Raw genomic sequence first — 19,535 nt, 5'->3', positions numbered from 1 at the left:
AGGAAATACCACATGAAACGGGGTTACTCTTCAGTCAGGTTGGGGTGTGCGTCGTCTCGCTCTTGGGATACAGTGGCCCGACCCACTGTGACGTGACACACCGCTTGACCCAGCACGCGGTTCGCCGGTGGGCAGCTCGCTGAGAAATTGTGGAGGTTGGCGTGGGCGTCGAGGTCAGAACCGAAGGTGTTACCAAGTCCTTCGGATCCCAGCGAATTTGGCAGGATGTCTCCCTGACCTTGCCGACCGGTGAGGTCAGCGCATTGCTGGGCCCGTCGGGTACCGGCAAGTCCGTCTTTCTGAAGTCGCTGATCGGCCTGCTGCGCCCGGAGCGCGGCTCGATCTACGTGGGCGACACGGACATCACCACCTGCTCCAACAAGGAGCTCTACGAGATTCGCAAGCTCTTCGGCGTGCTGTTCCAGGACGGCGCGCTGTTCGGCTCGATGAATCTCTTCGACAATGTCGCGTTCCCGCTTCGTGAGCACACGAAGAAGTCCGAATCCGACATTCGCAAGATCGTCATGGAGAAGCTGGAGCTGACCGGTCTGCTCGGCGCCGAGAACAAGCTGCCCGGCGAGATCTCCGGCGGTATGCGCAAGCGCGCGGGCCTGGCCCGTGCCCTGGTGCTCGATCCGCAGATCATCCTGGTCGACGAGCCGGACTCCGGCCTCGACCCGGTGCGTACCGCCTACATCAGCCAGTTGCTGATCGACATCAACGCGCAGATCGACGCGACGATCCTCATCGTCACGCACAACATCAACCTCGCCCGCACCGTGCCGGACAACATCGGCATGATGTTCCGCCGCCAGCTGGTCATGTTCGGCCCGCGCGAGGTGCTGCTGACCTCCGACGAGCCGGTGGTCAAGCAGTTCCTCAACGGCCGCATGCAGGGCCCGATCGGCATGTCCGAGGAGAAGGACGAGGCCCAGATGGCGCGCGAGCAAGCGTTGTTCGACGCCGGGCATCACCACGGCGGCGCCGAAGAGGTCGAGGGCATCATTCCGCAGATGCAGGCCACCCCCGGCATGCCCGTACGCCAGGCCGTGCTGCGCCGCAAGGAGCGGGTCCGCGAGATCATGCACACCCTGCCGCACGCGGCGCAGACCGCGATTCGCGAGTCACTTGATCAGAACGACGAGACCCAGGTCTTGGCGTACAACAACAGCGACCTGGGTGGTTACCAGGGCGGCGCGTACGAGACCACGACTCGACACAACACAACTAACGGGTAACATCTGCGATCGTGAATTCCTCCCTGGCGCGATTGCGGACTCCACTGGAGTCGGGGTTCGGCCAGGCCGGCAACATCTTTGCGCTGTTCGTAGACGTGTTGCGCAAGACGTTCCGCCGGCCGTTCGAGTGGCGGGAGTTCATCCAGCAGTCGTGGTTCATCGCCAGTGTCTCGATCCTGCCCAGCGCACTCGTCGCTATCCCGTTCGGTGCGGTGGTGGCGCTGCAGACAGGTTCGCTGATCAAGCAGCTCGGCGCCGAATCCTTCACCGGCGCAACGAGCGTGCTCGCCACGGTGCAGCAGGCGGCGCCGGTGGTGACGGCGTTGATCATCGCGGGTGCCGCGGGTTCGGCGGTCGCCGCCGACCTCGGCTCGCGCACCATCCGTGAGGAGATCGACGCGCTGGAGGTGCTCGGCGTCGATCCGGTGGCCAAGCTGGTGGTGCCGCGGGTGCTCGGCATGACGCTGGTCGCGTTGCTGCTGAACGGCCTGGTCTCGGTGGTCGGCATCGCCGGCGGTTACTTCTTCAACGTGCTGCTGCAGGGCGGCACGCCGGGTGCCTATCTCGCCTCGTTCTCCGCGCTGGCGCAGCTGCCCGACCTGTGGATCGGCGAGATCAAGGCGCTGGTGTTCGGCCTGATCGCCGGTGTGATCGCCGCGTACAAGGGGTTGCATCCCAAAGGGGGTCCGAAAGGAGTCGGTGAAGCGGTGAACCAATCGGTGGTCATCACCTTCCTGGTGCTGTTCTTCGTGAACCTCATCCTCACCCTGGTGTATCTGCAGGTCGTCCCAGCCAAGGGCGCCTGACCGGTGGCCACCCAGTACCGCAACCCCGTTCTCGCCAAGTCGCTTCGCCGGGCCGGCGACATCGTGCGCGCACCGCTGAAGGTGATCGACCGAGCCGGCGAGCAGATGTCGTTCTACTCGCGCGCCATCGCCTGGATCCCGCGCACCGCCGTGCATTACCGCAAGGAGGTCATGCGGCTGCTCGCCGAGGTGACCTTCGGCAGCGGCGCGCTCGCGGTGATCGGCGGCACCATCGGCGTCATCGTGTTCATGTCCGGCTCGGTCGGTGTCGTCGTCGGCCTGCAGGGCTTCAAGGCGCTGGACGCGCTCGGCAGCTCGGTGCTCACCGGCTTCCTCACCGCCTATATCAACACCCGCGAAATCGCGCCGCTGGTCGCGGCTTTGGCGCTGTCGGCGACGGTGGGCTGTGGTTTCACCGCGCAGCTAGGCGCGATGCGGATCTCCGAGGAGATCGACGCGCTCGAGGTGATGGCGGTGCCCAGCGTGCCGTTCCTGGTCACCACCCGGGTGATCGCGGGCTTCCTCGCGGTGATCCCGCTGTACATCGTCGGCCTGCTCGGTACGTTCCTGGCCTCGCGGATGATCAGCATCTGGTTCAACGGGCAGTCCAGCGGCTCCTATGACCACTATTTCAGCCTGTTCCTACCACCTGAAGACGTGCTCTATTCGTTCCTCAAGGTGCTGGTCTTCGCGTTCGTGATCATCATGGTGCACTGCTACTACGGCTTCCATGCCACCGGCGGACCGGCCGGTGTCGGCGTCGCGGTCGGTCGCGCGGTGCGGGCCGCCATCGTGCTGGTGAACGTGCTCGACTTCTTCCTCAGTCTGGCGATTTGGGGGACCACGACGACCGTGCGGGTGGCCGGATGAGCGCCCGTGGCGTGCAGGCTTGGCGGTCGACCGAGAAGCTGCGCGTTCGGCTGCTGGGCATCGCGTTCTTCGTGGTTGTCGCGCTGTTCCTGGCGACGACCATCGCGATCTACAACAAGCAGTTCGTGAAGACGGTCGACGTCGACCTGGTCACCGACAGCGTCGGCAACGCACTGACCAAGAACGCGGACGTGAAGGTGCGCGGCATCAGCGTCGGCGAGGTGCGCTCCAGCTACTCCGAGAACGGCCGGGTGACACTGAATCTCGCCATCCAGCCGGACAAGGCGGACCAGATCCCGGCCAACGCGACCGCGCGGCTGCTGCCGAAGACGCTGTTCGGGGAGCGGTATGTGGATCTGGTGATCCCCGCCGACCGCAGCCCGGCGCACCTGACCAACGGCGTGGTGCTGCAGCAGGACAAGAGCGGCAACGCGATCGAGCTGAGCAAGCTGCTCGACGACCTGATGCCGCTGCTGCAGGCGATTCCGCCGCAGGACCTCGCCGCCACCCTCGGCGCGCTCTCCCAGGCGCTGTCCGGTCAGGGTCTCGCGCTCGGTGAGAGTGTGGACAAGCTGGACAACATCTTCCGTCAGGTCAACGGCGTGCTGCCGGACCTGCAGGAAGACCTGCGCAGCTTCGCCGAGGTGGCCGCCACCTACTCCGACGCCGCGCCGCAGCTGGTCAACGCGCTGGACAACCTGCGAACCACCAACGCGACCGTGGTGCAGCGCCGCTGGGACATCGACTCGCTGTACGCGGTGCTCACACCCGCCTCGTCGAACACCGCCGATTTCCTGGTCGCCAACCGCGACAACATCATCGACCTGTCCGCCGACTCGCGCCCGTTGCTGGAGATGCTGGCCACCTACTCGCCGACCTTCCCGTGCGTGATGGCGAACTTCGCCCAGCTCAAGCCGCGCATCGACGAGATCCTCGGCAAGGGCACCGAGCATCCGGGCACCCGGGTGACCATCGAGTTGACCAACCCGCGCGGCAGGTATCTGCCGAACCAGGACGAGCCACGGTGGCTGGACGACCGTGGGCCGTGGTGTATTCCGGAGAAGCCGCTCGGTGTCGATCCAGGTCAGTACACCGGCGGCGCCAACAACGACGGTTCCTACGCGGTGCCGAGCCGTGATCCCGGCGACCAGGTGACGGGCAAGTTGTCGCCGCCGCAGTTCGGGGTCTACCCGGCGGGCAATGTCGCGACCATCGCGGGCTCGCCGCTGGAGCAGCAGTCGCTCGGCGCGATCTACGGTGCGGCGCATGGTGTCTCGCCTGATCAGGTGCCGAGCTGGGTGACCAGGGCCGGCGCGCCCGCGTTCCGTGGTAGCGAGGTGAGCGTGCGATGAAGGAGACATTGCGTGGCTTGGGCGGACCACTCACCAAGCTGATCATCTTCGTCATCGTGACCCTGTTCGCCACCACGATGCTCGGTCTCTCGATCGCCAACTACAGCGGTGGCGGCACCAAGTTCAAGGCTCGCTTCACCGATGTCACCTCGCTGAACGCAGGTGACGAGGTGCGTATCGCCGGCGTGCGGGTCGGCAAGGTCACCGACGTCTCGATCGTGGACAAGCGCCTCGCCGAGGTGAAATTCGAACTCACCGACCGGGATTGGCTGCCCGCCTCGACCACCGCGAGCATCCGCTACCGCAACCTGGTCGGCCAGCGCTACATCGCGCTCGAACAGGGCACCGGTGAGCAGGGCCGCAAGCTCAACGCGGGCGGGACCATTCCGCTGGAGCGCACCAATCCCGCGCTCAACCTGACCACCCTGTTCAACGGCTTCCGGCCGCTGTTCCGCACGCTGACCGCCGATGACGTGAACAAGCTCTCCTTCGAGATCATCCAGGTGTTCCAGGGTGAGCAGGGCACGATCCACGACCTGGTGGCCACCACCGCGAGCCTGACCAACAAGATCGCGGACAAGGACGCGGTGATCGGGGAACTCGTCCGCAACCTGACCGCGGTGCTCGACACGGTCAATCAGCGTGACGATCAGTTCAACCAGCTCATTGTCAATACCGAGGCGCTGGTCAGCGGGCTGTCCGCGGAACGCGACACGATCGGCCGCTCGGTGACCTCGCTCGGCAACCTGGCCTCGGCCACCGCCGATCTGCTCGTCCCGGTGCGCCCGACGCTGCAGGGTTCGATCGCCGGGCTGAGCCAGCTCACCGGCACCATGAACGAGCGCAGCGACGACGTGAACGCCGTGCTGGCCAACCTGCCGGTCAAGATGGAGAAGCTCGGCCGGGTAGGCAGTTACGGCTCCTGGTTCCAGTTCTATCTGTGCGGTATCGACATCGTCGTCGGCCCCGGTGCGGTGGAGGCGCCGCAGCTGAACCTGCCCGCCGGACTGCCCACGATCAACCAGCCGCTCTACACCAACGCCGCGCCGCGCTGCTCCGGGAAGGCCCGCTGATGGACGACCGGATTCTGCTCGGACGCCGCAGCCCCGTCTTCATGGGTGTGCTCGGCCTCGCGATGGTGCTGCTGGTGACGGTGTCGGCGTTCTTCGTGGATCGGCTGCCGATCATCGGCGCCGGCACCAAGTACACCGCCGAGTTCTCCGAGGCCGCAGGCCTGAAGAAGGGCAACGAGGTCCGCATCGCGGGCGTGAAGGTCGGTTCGGTGTCCGACGTGCGCCTCGACGGCGCCAAGGTGCTGGTCGACTTCCGCACCCAGGACGCCTGGATCGGCAGCGAGACCACCGCCTCGATCCAGATCAAGACCGTGCTCGGCCAGAAGTACCTGGCGCTGGACCCGAAGGGCTCCCGCGCGGCCGACCCGGCGACCCGGATTCCGTTGTCGCGCACCGTTTCTCCGTATGACGTGGTGGACGCATTCTCCGACGCGGCGAAGAACATCGACCAGATCGACACCGCGCAGCTGGCCACCAGCATGCGGGTGCTCTCCGACGCGTTCGCCACCACGCCGCCGGAGCTGCGCGGCTCCATCGACGGCGTCGCGCGCCTGTCGGAGACGCTGGCCAAACGCGACGAGGAACTGAAGAAGCTGTTCGCCGCGACCAGGCAGACCACCAAGGTGCTCGCCGACCGCAACGCGGAGTTCGAGCGATTGCTCGCCAATGGCGGACAGCTGCTGGCCGAGCTCAATATCCGGCAGCAGTCGATCGCGCAGCTGCTCTCCGGCGCCAAGACGGTGTCGGCGGAGCTCACCGCGCTGGTGCACGACAACGAGGAGCAGATCGGTCCCGCGCTGAAGAACCTGCGCGGCTCGATCGATCTGCTGAATGCCAACCAGCAGAACATCTCCAAGACCTTGGAACTCGCGGCGCCGTTCTACGGGCTCTACGCCAATGTGCTCGGCACCGGCCGCTGGTTCGACGCGGTGATCGTCAACCTGATCCCGCCCGCGCTGCCGGAGATCCCCGGTGCCCGTCCGCCGATCCGCAACATGGGAGGTAACTGACATGGCGGATCGGCTGCAGGCGCTGCGTGATTCGGGGCGCGGCACCAAGATCACCATCGCGCTCGTCGTGGTGGTGGCGGTGGTCGCCGCGGGAGTGCTGTGGTGGACGTTCGACCGGCTGACCACCACCAAGATCACCGCGTACTTCGATCGCTCGGTCGGCATCTACGAGGGCTCGGACGTGCGGGTGCTCGGCGTGCCGGTCGGCCGGGTGGATTCGGTCGAGCCGCAGGGCGATCAGGTCAAGGTCGTCATGAGTGTCGATCGCTCCTACGACGTCCCGGCCGACGCGCGGGCCGCGCAGATCACGCCCTCGATCGTGTCCGACCGCTACATCCAGCTGACCCCGGTCTACACCGGCGGCCCGAAAATGCCACGCACCGCGACCATTCCGCGCGATCGCACGGTCACCCCGGTCGAGGTGGACCAGCTGTACAAGAGCATCACCGAACTCTCGGATGCGCTGGGCCCCAACGGCGCCAATAAAGAGGGCGCGGTCAACGAGCTGGTGCGCACGGGCGCCGCGAACCTGGACGGCAACGGCGAGGCGCTGGCCAACAGCCTCACCCAGCTGTCCAAGGCCGCCAAGTACCTGTCCGACGCACGCGGCGACATCTTCGACACCGTCAAGAATCTGCAGAGTTTCGTCGCCATGCTGGCCCAGAACGACGCGCAGGTGCGCCAGTTCAACGTGCAGCTCGCCGACCTGTCCAGCTTCCTGGCGAGCGAGCGTGACGATCTCGGCGCCGCGTTGAACCTGCTGTCCGTCGCGCTCGGTGATGTCGCCCGGTTCATCGACAACAACCGCGACATGATCGCCAGCAATGCCGAAGGCCTGGTCACGCTCACCAAGACGCTGTCGGATCAGCGCGACGACCTGGCCGCGGCACTGCCGGTGCTGCCGCTGGCGCTCAGCAACCTGATCAATATCCACAACGCCGAATCCGGCACCCTCGACATGCGCGCCAATTTCACCGACCTGCAGGACCCGTTCGGGGTCATGTGCAAGCTGATCGACGTGTCCAAGCTGCGGCCTGGCGATCCGCAGTTCGAGGCGCTCGGCAGGCAGATGCGCCCGATCCTGGACCACTGCAAGGAGATCTCCGACCAGATCACTGCCGGGGTGCAGACGCCGACGCTGATCCTGCCGTTCGGCATCCTCAGCGGCGAGAACCAGCAGCGGGCGCCGGTGCCCGGCACCGTGCCCGGCGTCCCGTCGGATCGGCTTCCGCCGTCGCAGGGAGGTGAGCGGTGAGTCGCCGAATCCGTTCCGTCGCAAAAGGTCTCGGCACCGCCATGGCCCTCGGGTTGGCCGCTGCGCTGGTCACCTCGTGCTCCTCCGACGGCATCTACAGCGTGCCGCTGCCCGGTGGCGCCGACGTCGGCGCGCACCCGATGCGCATCGACATCCAGTTCGACGACGTGCTCGATCTGGTGCCGCAGTCCGCGGTGAAGGTCGAGGGCGTGCCGGTGGGCCGGGTCGAGGACATCAAGATCGGCAAGGATCAGTGGACCGCGACGGTGCGCGCCGTGGTGAACTCCTCGGTCGACCTGCCCGCGAACGCGCGGGCCGAGGTGCGTCAGTCGAATCTGCTCGGCGAGAAGTTCATCGAGCTGTCCAAGCCCGCGGCCGAGCCGGAGGCGAAGAAGCTGACCGACGGTTCGACCATCCTGATAGCCAACACCAGGCACGCCACCGAGATCGAGCAGGTGCTCGGCGCGATGTCGTTGCTGCTCAACGGTGGTGGCGTCGCACAGCTGCAGCCGATCGTCACCGAGCTGAACAAGACCATCGGCGGCCGCGAGGATCGGGTGCGTTCGCTGCTCGAGCAGGCGAACATCCTGATCAAGGGCCTCGATGATCAGGTCGACGACATCACCAGGGCCCTCGACGGTCTCGACGTGCTGAGCAGCCGGGTGAGCAGCCAGACCGAGCAGATCGGCAAGATCCTCGACGAGCTGCCGCAGGGGGTCAAGATCCTGGAGGAGCAGCGCCCGCAGCTGGTCGGGCTGCTCAGCCAGCTGGATCGGGTCGGCGAGGCAGGCTTCGACGTGCTGAACCACTCGAAGGACGACCTCATCCGTGACCTGACCTCGCTGCGCCCCACCCTGCAGGAGCTTGGCAAGGCCGCGCCGGATCTGATCACCGCGTTGCCGCTGATCCCGACCTATCCGTTCCCCGACTCCACGCTGGAGTCCACCTTCGGCGGGTCGGTGAACACCTGGCTGTCGGTGGATCAGCAGATCGGCGTCACGCTGAGCAATCTCGGTGTCGGCAAACCGGATCCGGTGTACACGCCGCCGCTCGGCCCGCCGGTGCCGGTGAACCCGACCAACCCGTACTACAACGGCAACGGCCCGCGGCCCGGCTGGCCGACGGTGTCGATCCTGCCGCTGCCGCCGAACATGGCGCAGCCGCCCGCGCCGGGCGTGCCGCCGAATCCGGTGGGCGCGATTCTGGAGCAGCTGGGAGTGGGTGGTCCGCGATGACGAAGTTGGTCCGCTGGCAGTTGATCGCGTTCGCCGTCGTCGCGGTGGTCGGCGTGGTGTACGTCGGCGCCAAATATATTCGGCTCGACCACATGCTCGGCTTCGGTCAATACGACGTGCGGGTGCAGGCGGCGCAGACCGGCGGCATCTACAAGGGCGCCGAGGTGACCTACCGCGGCGTGCCGGTCGGCCGGGTCGGGCAGCTGGAACTCACCGGTGACGGCGTGCTGATGCACCTCATCATCGACTCGGGCTCGCCGAAGATTCCCGCGACCGCGAAAGCCGTGGTGGCCAACCGCTCCGCGATCGGCGAGCAGTACGTCGACCTGCAACCGGACACCGACACCGGGCCTTACCTGCACGACAATTCGGTGATCACCTCGGCGACCACGCCGGTGCCGGTGGAGCAGCTGGTCGCCAGCGTGGACTCCTTCACCCGTTCGGTCGATCTGGCGGCGCTGAACACCACCGTGCGCGAGCTCGGCAAGGCGTTCGACGGCAAGGGCGACGACCTGCAGATCTTCGTCGATTCGCTGAACAAGTTCACCAGCACGTTCAACGAGACGCTGCCGCAGACCATTCAGCTGATCCGCGACAGCAAGGTCGTGCTCGGCACCCAGGCCGAGCAGTCCGGCGCCATCCGCGAGTTCAGCGACGGCCTGGACAAGCTCACCGCGCAGCTGCGCTCCAGCGATCCGGACATCCGCAGGCTGATCGGCACCGGCACCGACGCGGGCCAGCAGATCGACGCGCTGCTGCGCGAGAGCGGTGGCGCGCTCACCCAGGACCTGGCGAACCTGCGGCTGCTGCTGCAGGCCATCTCGCCGAAGTTCTATGCCATCCGGCCGCTGCTGCAGTTCCTGCCGCAGTTGTCGATCGGTGGCTCGGCCACCGCGCCCGGCGACGGCACCACACACTTCGGTCTGGTGCTCGAGGCCAACAATCCGCCCGCCTGTACCGTCGGGTACGAGGGAACGCAGCGGATCCTCGAACAGATGAAGGCGCAGGACCCGAACTTCGACGACACGCGCGACGAGTTCCCCTTCAACAAGGACGCCAAGTGCCTTGTGCCGCAAGGTAACCCGACCGCCGTGCGCGGCGGTGAACGGGCCGACCTCGCCGATCCGCGGGTCGAGCAGCCGTGGGATTCGACCCCCAAGACCGATCCGGAACGGCTGAACCTGACTCCGATCGCCGTGCAGCTGGCAACCCTGATGGGAGTCACGCCGAAGCGGTGACCAGCAACGATGACGTTAGGGTGTCCAGCGTGAGTGCTGATTTGAAGAAGCAGCTCGATCCTTCCGAGCCGCAGGAATCACCGGACCCCGCCGACGGCGTGGATCAATCCGACGTGGTTGCTGAGGGCCCGGCTGAGACGTCCGGGCGCACCGGCATCCTCCGCACCTGCGCCCTGGTCGGCTCCGCCGCCGCGCTGGTCGTCGCGCTCGTCGCTGCCGTCTGGTTCGGCACCGGCTGGGTGCGCGCAGCGATCAGCGACGCCCCGCGCGCCGACGCCCGCGACACCGCGCTCGACGCCGCCCGCCAGGCCGCGCTCAACATGACCTCGATGAACCTCGACGACGTCCCCGGCTCGCTGGCGCTGGCCCGCTCCTCGATGACCGGTGCGCTGCTCGACTCGGCCGACAAGAACAAGGATCAGGCCGAGACGCTGGCCAAGCAGACCGGCGTCGGCATGACGTCCAAGGTGCTCGGTTCCGCGCTGACCACGCTGAACAGCGAGAACGACAAGGCCTCGGCCTTGGTCGTGCTGCAGGTGACCGAGCACGGCAAGGACAAGCCGCCCGCCGACTACCGCTACACCTGGAATGTCGACGTGACCAAGACCGGAGAGGTCTGGAAGGCCGAGCAGATCTCCTCGCTCAGCCAGCCGGTGCTGCTGAGCGGTGGCCAGGGCCAGTCCCCGCAGGCGCCGCCCGCCGACCAGCCGCCCGCCGCGCCCAAGCCGGGATCGTAGGAGAACCAGTCATGACCTCTCGCAAACCGATCAACCGGGTCACCTCCAAGCGCCGCCCGGCCGGCGAACAGCAGTCCCGTGCCGCCGCGCCGCGCAGTACGCCGAGCCGTAAGCCGCGGGTGACGGGCACCACCCGCCCCACCGCACCGCGCCACGCCCCCGCTGCGCAGCAGCCTCAGCAGAGCAAGCGCGTGAGCGTCCGAAAGAAGCTCGCCCGTGGCGCAGGCTCCGGCACGCCGGGCCGCTCGTTCTGGTCCCTGGTCGCCGGCTGCCTGATCGCCGCGGTGTTGCTCGGCGGATTCGCGGCGGTCGCCGCCTCGCGTCCCGGCGTCGACGATTCGAACAAGGCGTTCGTCGACAACAAGGCCACCGAGGAGGTGCGCGCGGCCGCCGATCACGCGCTGAAGACGGTCTACGCCTACGACGTGCAGAAGATCGACGGCTACCGCGACACGGCTCGCCAGGTGCTCACCGGCAAGATGCTGGCCGATCTGGACAAGTACGCCGACACCACCATCTCGGCGGTAAAACAGGCCCAGACCAGCGCCGATGCCAAAGCCGAACCGATCGGTGTGACCTTGCTCACCGATGATCGCGCCGAGTTGCTGGTCAACCTGGTCGTCAGCGCCACGAAGAACGGTGCGGCGCAGCAGAGCGTGGCGGGTCCGGTCGTGCTGCACATGCAGAAGGTGGGCGATCGCTGGCTGGCCAGCGACATCGTCGACCAGTGATCGTGTAGCGGCCCAGTCGATCTCACTCGGCCCTGGTAGGGCCCGCCTACTTGACGAGTTTCGCCGGAGCCGTCACGCTATTCACAACAGCGGCAGCTGTCACAGTGGCTCTATTACGCCCCGTCGTCCTCGACGCAGCCAGCGATTCGGACACGGCGCGCCAGCCACGTGAATGTGCGCACGGGTGGTAGGTTGACACCTCCGTGACGGTTGGTGTACGGTTGGACGTTGCGCTGGCTGCCTCCTGTCCATACCTCGATTTGCACACGAAAGTTCCACCTTCCGGTGTTACTTCCGTTGTTGCCTGTTCGGGTTTCGTTCGGGTTGTAACCAGCGGAATTCGTAGCAGACAAGCGACGGTCGCGGACCACCACGCGACGCGCGTGAGGTGCTGGAAGGACGCATCTTGGCAGTCTCCACCCAGACCAAGGCAGTTGCCGGAATCCCCGGAGCCCCGTTGCGGGTGTCTTTCGCGAAGATCCGTGAACCCTTGGAGGTGCCCGGACTTCTCGATCTACAGACGGACTCATTTGCATGGTTGATCGGTTCGCCGTCATGGCGTGAAAAGGTCGCCCTTCGCGGCGATGTCGGGCTAGTCGGGGGACTCGAGGAGGTGCTCGAGGAGCTTTCGCCGATCGAGGACTTCTCCGGCTCGATGTCCCTGTCTTTCTCTGACCCTCGGTTCGAAGAGGTCAAGGCCTCCATCGACGAGTGCAAAGACAAGGACATGACCTACGCGGCGCCGTTGTTCGTCACCGCGGAGTTCATCAACAACAACACCGGTGAGATCAAGAGCCAGACGGTCTTCATGGGAGATTTCCCGATGATGACCGACAAGGGCACGTTCATCATCAACGGCACCGAGCGCGTCGTCGTTTCGCAGTTGGTTCGTTCGCCGGGCGTCTACTTCGACCATTCGGTCGACAAGACCACCGAGAAGGACCTGCACAGCGTGCGCGTCATTCCGTCGCGCGGCGCGTGGCTCGAGTTCGACATCGATAAGCGCGACACCGTTGGTGTGCGCATCGATCGCAAGCGTCGTCAGCCGGTCACCGTGCTGCTCAAGGCGCTCGGTTGGACGAACGAGGAGATCGTCGAGCGTTTCGGCTTCTCCGAGATCATGATGTCGACGCTGGAGAAGGACAACACCGCCGGTCAGGACGAGGCGCTGCTGGACATCTACCGCAAGCTGCGTCCGGGCGAGCCGCCGACCAAGGAGTCCGCGCAGACCCTGCTGGAGAACCTGTTCTTCAAGGAGAAGCGCTACGACCTGGCGCGCGTCGGTCGCTACAAGATCAACAAGAAGCTGGGTATCCACCTCGGCGAGCAGGTCACCGGATCGGTGCTCACCAAGGAAGACATCGTCAGCACGATCGAGTACTTGGTCCGCCTGCACGCGGGTGACCGCGTCATGACCGCCCCCGGCGGTCAGGAGGTCCCGGTCGACGTCGACGACATCGACCACTTCGGTAACCGTCGCCTGCGTACCGTCGGCGAGCTGATCCAGAACCAGATCCGGGTCGGCCTCTCCCGCATGGAGCGCGTGGTCCGCGAGCGGATGACGACTCAGGACGTCGAGGCGATCACGCCGCAGACCCTGATCAACATCCGCCCGGTCGTCGCCGCGATCAAGGAGTTCTTCGGAACGTCGCAGCTGTCGCAGTTCATGGACCAGAACAACCCGCTGTCGGGGCTCACCCACAAGCGCCGCCTGTCGGCCCTTGGTCCGGGTGGTCTGTCCCGTGAGCGGGCCGGCCTGGAAGTCCGTGACGTGCACACCTCGCACTACGGCCGCATGTGCCCGATCGAGACCCCGGAAGGCCCGAACATCGGCCTGATCGGTTCGCTGTCGGTGTACGCGCGGGTCAACCCGTTCGGTTTCATCGAGACGCCGTACCGCAAGGTGGTCGACGGCCGGGTGACCGACGAGGTCAAGTACCTCACCGCCGACGAAGAGGACCGGCACGTCCGGGCCCAGGCCAACTCGCCGGTCGACGCCGAAGGTCGCTTCCTCGAGGACCGGGTGCTCTGCCGCCGCGGTAACGAGGAGAACGAGCTCGTCGCCGCCGATGAGGTCGACTACATGGATGTCTCGCCGCGCCAGATGGTGTCGGTCGCGACGGCCATGATCCCGTTCCTCGAGCACGACGACGCCAACCGCGCCCTGATGGGTGCGAACATGCAGCGTCAGGCGGTTCCGCTGATCCGTTCCGAGGCCCCCGTGGTGGGCACCGGCATGGAGCTGCGCGCCGCTGTCGACGCAGGCGATGTCGTGGTGAACGAGAAGGGCGGTGTGGTCGAGGAGGTTTCCGCCGACTACGTCACCGTGATGGCCGACGACGGGACTCGCAAGAGCTACCGGATGCGCAAGTTCGCCCGCTCCAACCAGGGCACCTGCGCGAACCAGCGGCCGATCGTGGACGAGGGCCAGCGGGTCGAGGTCGGCCAGGTGCTGGCCGACGGTCCGTGCACCGAGAACGGTGAGATGGCGCTGGGCAAGAACCTGCTCGTCGCGATCATGCCGTGGGAAGGCCACAACTACGAGGACGCGATCATCCTGTCGCAGCGCCTCGTGGAAGAGGACGTTCTCACCTCGATCCACATCGAAGAGCACGAGATCGACGCCCGCGACACCAAGCTCGGTGCCGAGGAGATCACCCGGGACATCCCGAACGTCTCCGACGAGGTCCTCGCCGACCTCGACGAGCGCGGCATCGTGCGCATCGGCGCCGAGGTTCGCGACGGCGACATCCTCGTCGGCAAGGTCACCCCGAAGGGTGAGACCGAGCTGACCCCCGAGGAGCGGTTGCTGCGCGCGATCTTCGGTGAGAAGGCGCGCGAGGTGCGCGACACCTCGCTGAAGGTGCCGCACGGTGAGTCCGGCAAGGTCATCGGCATCCGCGTGTTCTCGCGCGAGGACGACGACGATCTGCCTCCCGGTGTCAACGAGCTGGTGCGCGTGTACGTGGCGCAGAAGCGCAAGATCCAGGACGGCGACAAGCTCGCCGGTCGCCACGGCAACAAGGGTGTTATCGGCAAGATCCTGCCGACCGAGGACATGCCGTTCATGCCGGACGGCACCCCGGTCGACATCATCCTGAACACCCACGGTGTGCCGCGTCGGATGAACATCGGCCAGATCTTGGAGACCCACCTCGGGTGGATCGGCAAGGCGGGCTGGGATGTCGGCGTCGGTGCGGACGGGACTCGTCCCGACTGGGCCAAGGCGCTGCCGGAGGAGATGCTGGCGGCCCCGGCCGACTCGAACATCGCCACCCCGGTGTTCGACGGCGCCCGCGAGGAGGAGCTGACCGGTCTGCTCGCCTCGACCCTGCCGAACCGCGATGGTGAGCGCATGGTCGACGACAACGGCAAGGCCACCCTGCTCGACGGCCGTTCCGGCGAGCCGTTCCCGTACCCGGTGGCGGTCGGCTACATGTACATCCTGAAGCTGCACCACCTGGTCGACGACAAGATCCACGCCCGTTCGACCGGCCCGTACTCGATGATCACCCAGCAGCCGCTCGGTGGTAAGGCGCAGTTCGGTGGTCAGCGCTTCGGCGAAATGGAGTGCTGGGCCATGCAGGCCTACGGCGCGGCTTACACGCTGCAGGAACTGCTGACGATCAAGTCCGACGACGTGGTCGGTCGCGTCAAGGTTTACGAGGCGATCGTCAAGGGCGAGAACATTCCGGAGCCGGGCATTCCGGAGTCCTTCAAGGTGCTCCTCAAGGAACTCCAGTCGCTGTGCCTCAACGTCGAGGTGCTGTCTTCCGACGGCGCCGCGATCGAGATGCGCGACGGCGACGACGAGGATCTGGAGCGCGCCGCGGCGAACCTGGGCATCAATTTGTCCAGGAACGAAGCGGCCACCGTCGACGATCTGGCGAACTAGGCGGTCGGCCGGATGTCGTTTCCACACAACGGCATCCGGCCCCGCGTTCCACCAACTAGTGAACTTTTTGCTCGAATTCGACCCTTATAGGGGAAAGGAAGTTACGTGCTAGACGTCAACTTCTTCGATGAACTCCGGATCGGCCTGGCCACCGCGGACGACATCCGCCAGTGGTCTTTCGGCGAGGTGAAAAAGCCGGAGACCATCAACTACCGCACCCTCAAGCCGGAGAAGGACGGGCTCTTCTGCGAGAAGATCTTCGGTCCTACCCGGGACTGGGAGTGCTACTGCGGCAAGTACAAGCGTGTCCGCTTCAAGGGCATCATCTGTGAGCGCTGTGGCGTCGAGGTCACTCGCGCCAAGGTGCGTCGTGAGCGGATGGGCCACATCGAGCTGGCCGCACCGGTCACCCACATCTGGTACTTCAAGGGCGTGCCCTCGCGCCTCGGGTACCTGCTCGACCTGGCGCCGAAGGATCTGGAAAAGATCATCTACTTCGCCGCCTACGTCATCGTCGCGGTCGACGACGAGCTGCGCCACAACGAGCTCAGCACGCTCGAAGCCGAGATGGAGGTCGAGAAGAAGGCGGTCGCCGATCAGCGCGATGCCGACCTCGAGGCCCGTGCCCAGAAGCTCGAGGCCGACCTGGCCGAGCTCGAGGCCGAGGGTGCCAAGTCCGACGTCCGCCGCAAGGTCAAGGACGGCGGCGAGCGCGAGATGCGTCAGCTGCGCGACCGCTCCCAGCGTGAGCTGGATCGGCTCGACGAGATCTGGACCACCTTCACCAAGCTGGCGCCCAAGCAGCTCATCGTCGATGAGGTGCTCTACCGCGAGCTGATCGACCGCTACGGCGAATACTTCACCGGCGCCATGGGTGCGGAGTCCATCCAGAAGCTGATGGAGAACTTCGACATCGACGCCGAGGCCGAGAACCTGCGGGAGACCATCCGCAGCGGTAAGGGCCAGAAGAAGCTGCGCGCGCTCAAGCGGCTCAAGGTCGTCGCGGCGTTCCAGACCAACGGCAACTCGCCGATGGGCATGGTGCTCGACGCCGTTCCGGTGATCCCGCCGGAGCTGCGCCCGATGGTTCAGCTCGACGGTGGCCGGTTCGCCACCTCCGACCTGAACGACCTGTACCGCCGCGTGATCAACCGCAACAACCGCCTCAAGCGACTGATCGACCTCGGCGCGCCCGAGATCATCGTCAACAACGAGAAGCGGATGCTGCAGGAGTCCGTGGACGCGCTGTTCGACAACGGCCGTCGCGGCCGCCCGGTCACCGGACCGGGTAACCGCCCGCTGAAGTCGCTGAGCGATCTGCTCAAGGGCAAGCAGGGTCGTTTCCGGCAGAACCTGCTGGGCAAGCGCGTCGACTACTCGGGCCGTTCGGTCATCGTGGTCGGCCCGCAGCTGAAGCTGCACCAGTGTGGTCTGCCGAAGCTGATGGCGCTCGAGCTGTTCAAGCCGTTCGTGATGAAGCGTCTGGTCGACCTGAACCACGCGCAGAACATCAAGTCCGCCAAGCGGATGGTCGAGCGTCAGCGTCCCCAGGTGTGGGATGTCCTCGAAGAGGTCATCGCCGAGCACCCGGTGCTGCTGAACCGCGCGCCCACCCTGCACCGCCTCGGCATCCAGGCGTTCGAGCCGCAGCTCGTCGAGGGTAAGGCGATCCAGCTGCACCCGCTCGTCTGTGAAGCGTTCAACGCCGACTTCGACGGTGACCAGATGGCCGTGCACCTTCCGCTGTCCGCGGAGGCGCAGGCCGAGGCCCGCATCCTGATGCTGTCCTCGAACAACATCCTGTCGCCTGCCTCCGGTCGACCGCTCGCCATGCCGCGTCTGGACATGGTGACCGGCCTGTACTACCTGACCCGCCTCGAAGAGGGCGCGAAGGGCGAGTACAAGGCCGCAGGTAAGGACAAGGCCGAGTTCGCCGTCTACTCCTCGCCAGCCGAGGCGCAGATGGCGGTGGACCGCGGTGAGCTCACCGTGCGTTCGCTGATCAAGGTCCGGCTCATCCACCAGCGTCCGCCGAAGGACATCGAGGCGAAGCTGTTCCCGGAGGGCTGGAACCGCGGCGACGCGTGGCTGGCCGAGACCACCCTCGGTCGCGTGCTGTTCAACGAGCTGCTCCCGGCGGACTACGCCTTCATCAACGAGCAGATGCCGAAGAAGCGTCAGGCGACGATCATCAACGATCTGGCCGAGCGCTACCCGATGATCGTGGTCGCGCAGACCGTGGACAAGCTGAAGGACGCGGGCTTCTACTGGGCCACCCGTTCCGGCGTGACGGTCTCGATGTCCGACGTGCTGGTGCCGCCGGAGAAGACCGAGATCATGGAGCGCTACGAGGCGCTTGCCGATCAGATCGAGAAGAAGTACCAGCGTGGTGCGCTCGATCACCAGGAGCGCAACAATGCCCTGGTCAAGATCTGGCAGGAAGCGACCGAAGAGGTCGGTACGGCACTGCGGGCGCACTACCCGCCGGACAACCCGATCATCACGATCGTCGAGTCGGGCGCCACGGGTAACTTCACCCAGACTCGTACCCTCGCCGGTATGAAGGGTCTGGTGACGAACCCGAAGGGTGAGTTCATCCCGCGCCCGATCAAGTCCTCGTTCCGTGAGGGCCTGACCGTGCTCGAGTACTTCATCAACACCCACGGTGCTCGTAAGGGTCTGGCCGATACCGCGCTGCGTACCGCCGACTCGGGTTACCTGACCCGTCGTCTGGTGGACGTCTCGCAGGACGTGATCGTGCGCGAGCACGATTGCGCCACCGAGCGCGGCATCATCGTGCACATCGCCGACAAGCAGGCGGATGGCTCGCTCATCCGCGACGCGCACGTGGAGACCTCCGCGTACGCTCGCACGCTCGCTTCGGACGCGGTGGACGCCAAGGGCAACCTGGTCATCGCCAAGGGCGCCGACCTCGGCGACCCGGCGATCGACGCGCTGCTCGGGGCAGGCATCACCGAGGTCCGGGTCCGCTCCGTGCTGACCTGCACCACCGGTACCGGTGTCTGTGCCACCTGCTACGGCCGCTCGATGGCCACCGGCAAGCTGGTCGACATCGGTGAGGCCGTCGGCATCGTCGCCGCGCAGTCCATCGGTGAGCCCGGTACCCAGCTGACCATGCGTACCTTCCACCAGGGTGGTGTCGCGGGCGATGACATCACCGGCGGTCTGCCCCGGGTGCAGGAGCTGTTCGAGGCCCGCGTGCCGAAGGGCAAGGCTCCGATCGCCGAGGTCAGTGGCCGGGTCCGGATGGAGGACGACGACCGCTTCTACAAGATCACCATCATCCCCGATGACGGTGGCGAAGAGGTTGTCTACGACAAGCTCTCGAAGCGGCAGCGTCTGCGTGTCTTCAAGCACGACGACGGCACCGAGCGTCTGCTCTCCGATGGTGACCACGTCGAGGTCGGCCAGCAGCTGCTGGAAGGCGCGGCGGATCCGCACGAGGTGCTGCGCATCATGGGTCCCCGTCAGGTGCAGATCCACCTGGTCCACGAGGTCCAGGAGGTCTACCGCTCGCAGGGTGTGTCGATCCACGACAAGCACATCGAGGTCATCGTGCGCCAGATGCTGCGTCGCGTGACGATCATCGACTCGGGTGCCACGGAGTTCCTGCCCGGTTCGCTCACCGAGCGTTCCGAGTTCGAGGCCTCCAACCGTCGCGTCGTCGCCGAGGGCAACGAGCCCGCGGCGGGTCGCCCGGTGCTGATGGGTATCACGAAGGCGTCGCTCGCGACGGATTCGTGGCTGTCGGCGGCGTCCTTCCAGGAGACCACTCGAGTGCTGACGGACGCGGCCATCAACTGCCGCTCCGACAAGCTCATCGGCCTCAAGGAGAACGTGATCATCGGCAAGCTGATCCCGGCCGGTACCGGTATCAACCGCTACCGCAACATCACGGTGCAGCCGACCGAAGAAGCCCGTGCCGCCGCGTACGCGGTGCCGTCCTACGACGACACCTACTACAGCCCGGACAGCTTCGGCCAAACCACCGGCGCCGCAGTCCCGCTCGACGACTACGGTTTCAGCGACTACCGCTAACCCGGTACCGCAACACATCCGGCCCCCGCTCCTTCC

Annotated in this window: 13 protein-coding genes; all 13 read left to right on the top strand. The window is 66.1% G+C overall.

Annotated elements, in window-relative coordinates; all coding sequences use genetic code 11:
• Nucleotides 1–161 precede the first annotated feature (161 nt).
• The 13 genes from IBX18_RS01080 (at nucleotide 162) to IBX18_RS01020 (ending at nucleotide 19,499) form a co-directional block, all read left to right on the top strand.
• Nucleotides 162–1,238, top strand: coding sequence for an ABC transporter ATP-binding protein (locus tag IBX18_RS01080; RefSeq protein ID WP_194831941.1), 1,077 nt, complete (start codon nucleotides 162–164; stop codon nucleotides 1,236–1,238).
• Between the two features lie 11 nt (nucleotides 1,239–1,249).
• Nucleotides 1,250–2,044, top strand: a complete 795-nt coding sequence (locus tag IBX18_RS01075) for an ABC transporter permease (protein WP_107659493.1) — start codon at nucleotides 1,250–1,252, stop codon at nucleotides 2,042–2,044.
• A 105-nt stretch (nucleotides 2,045–2,149) separates the two neighbouring features.
• On the top strand, nucleotides 2,150–2,914 hold the full coding sequence (locus tag IBX18_RS01070; RefSeq protein WP_228540357.1) for an ABC transporter permease: 765 nt from the start codon (nucleotides 2,150–2,152) through the stop codon (nucleotides 2,912–2,914).
• Entirely contained in the window at nucleotides 2,911–4,266 is a 1,356-nt protein-coding gene (locus IBX18_RS01065; protein WP_194832679.1) for an MCE family protein, read from the top strand. The genes IBX18_RS01070 and IBX18_RS01065 overlap by 4 nt, the downstream gene beginning before the upstream one ends.
• On the top strand, nucleotides 4,263–5,339 hold the full coding sequence (locus IBX18_RS01060) for an MCE family protein (RefSeq protein ID WP_194831940.1): 1,077 nt from the start codon (nucleotides 4,263–4,265) through the stop codon (nucleotides 5,337–5,339). The genes IBX18_RS01065 and IBX18_RS01060 overlap by 4 nt, the downstream gene beginning before the upstream one ends.
• Complete coding sequence (locus tag IBX18_RS01055) at nucleotides 5,339–6,349, top strand: MCE family protein (RefSeq protein ID WP_194831939.1); 1,011 nt, start codon at nucleotides 5,339–5,341, stop codon at nucleotides 6,347–6,349. Before IBX18_RS01060 ends, IBX18_RS01055 begins: the two co-directional genes overlap by 1 nt.
• Nucleotide 6,350: 1 nt before the next feature.
• On the top strand, nucleotides 6,351–7,604 hold the full coding sequence (locus IBX18_RS01050; RefSeq protein ID WP_194831938.1) for an MCE family protein: 1,254 nt from the start codon (nucleotides 6,351–6,353) through the stop codon (nucleotides 7,602–7,604).
• Between the two features lie 41 nt (nucleotides 7,605–7,645).
• A complete protein-coding gene (locus IBX18_RS01045) occupies nucleotides 7,646–8,839 on the top strand; it encodes an MCE family protein (RefSeq protein WP_194832678.1) in 1,194 nt (397 codons plus the stop codon).
• Nucleotides 8,836–10,077: an MCE family protein gene (locus tag IBX18_RS01040; RefSeq protein ID WP_194831937.1), complete on the top strand. Its 1,242-nt coding sequence runs from the start codon at nucleotides 8,836–8,838 to the stop codon at nucleotides 10,075–10,077. The genes IBX18_RS01045 and IBX18_RS01040 overlap by 4 nt, the downstream gene beginning before the upstream one ends.
• Nucleotides 10,078–10,106: 29 nt before the next feature.
• A complete protein-coding gene (locus IBX18_RS01035; RefSeq protein ID WP_194831936.1) occupies nucleotides 10,107–10,814 on the top strand; it encodes a hypothetical protein in 708 nt (235 codons plus the stop codon).
• Between the two features lie 11 nt (nucleotides 10,815–10,825).
• Nucleotides 10,826–11,545 carry a hypothetical protein gene (locus IBX18_RS01030; protein ID WP_194831935.1) on the top strand — a complete coding sequence of 240 codons (720 nt, stop codon included), beginning with the start codon at nucleotides 10,826–10,828 and terminating at the stop codon, nucleotides 11,543–11,545.
• Between the two features lie 388 nt (nucleotides 11,546–11,933).
• Nucleotides 11,934–15,440, top strand: a complete 3,507-nt coding sequence (locus IBX18_RS01025; protein ID WP_135233578.1) for a DNA-directed RNA polymerase subunit beta — start codon at nucleotides 11,934–11,936, stop codon at nucleotides 15,438–15,440.
• Between the two features lie 105 nt (nucleotides 15,441–15,545).
• Nucleotides 15,546–19,499, top strand: coding sequence for a DNA-directed RNA polymerase subunit beta' (locus IBX18_RS01020; protein WP_194831934.1), 3,954 nt, complete (start codon nucleotides 15,546–15,548; stop codon nucleotides 19,497–19,499).
• Nucleotides 19,500–19,535: the final 36 nt, after the last annotated feature.

The sequence above is a fragment of the Nocardia sp. XZ_19_369 genome (assembly GCF_015355715.1).
GTDB lineage: Bacteria > Actinomycetota > Actinomycetes > Mycobacteriales > Mycobacteriaceae > Nocardia.
The sequence above is the reverse complement of the archived record's forward strand: the minus strand, read 5'-3'. Positions and strand labels throughout refer to the sequence as shown.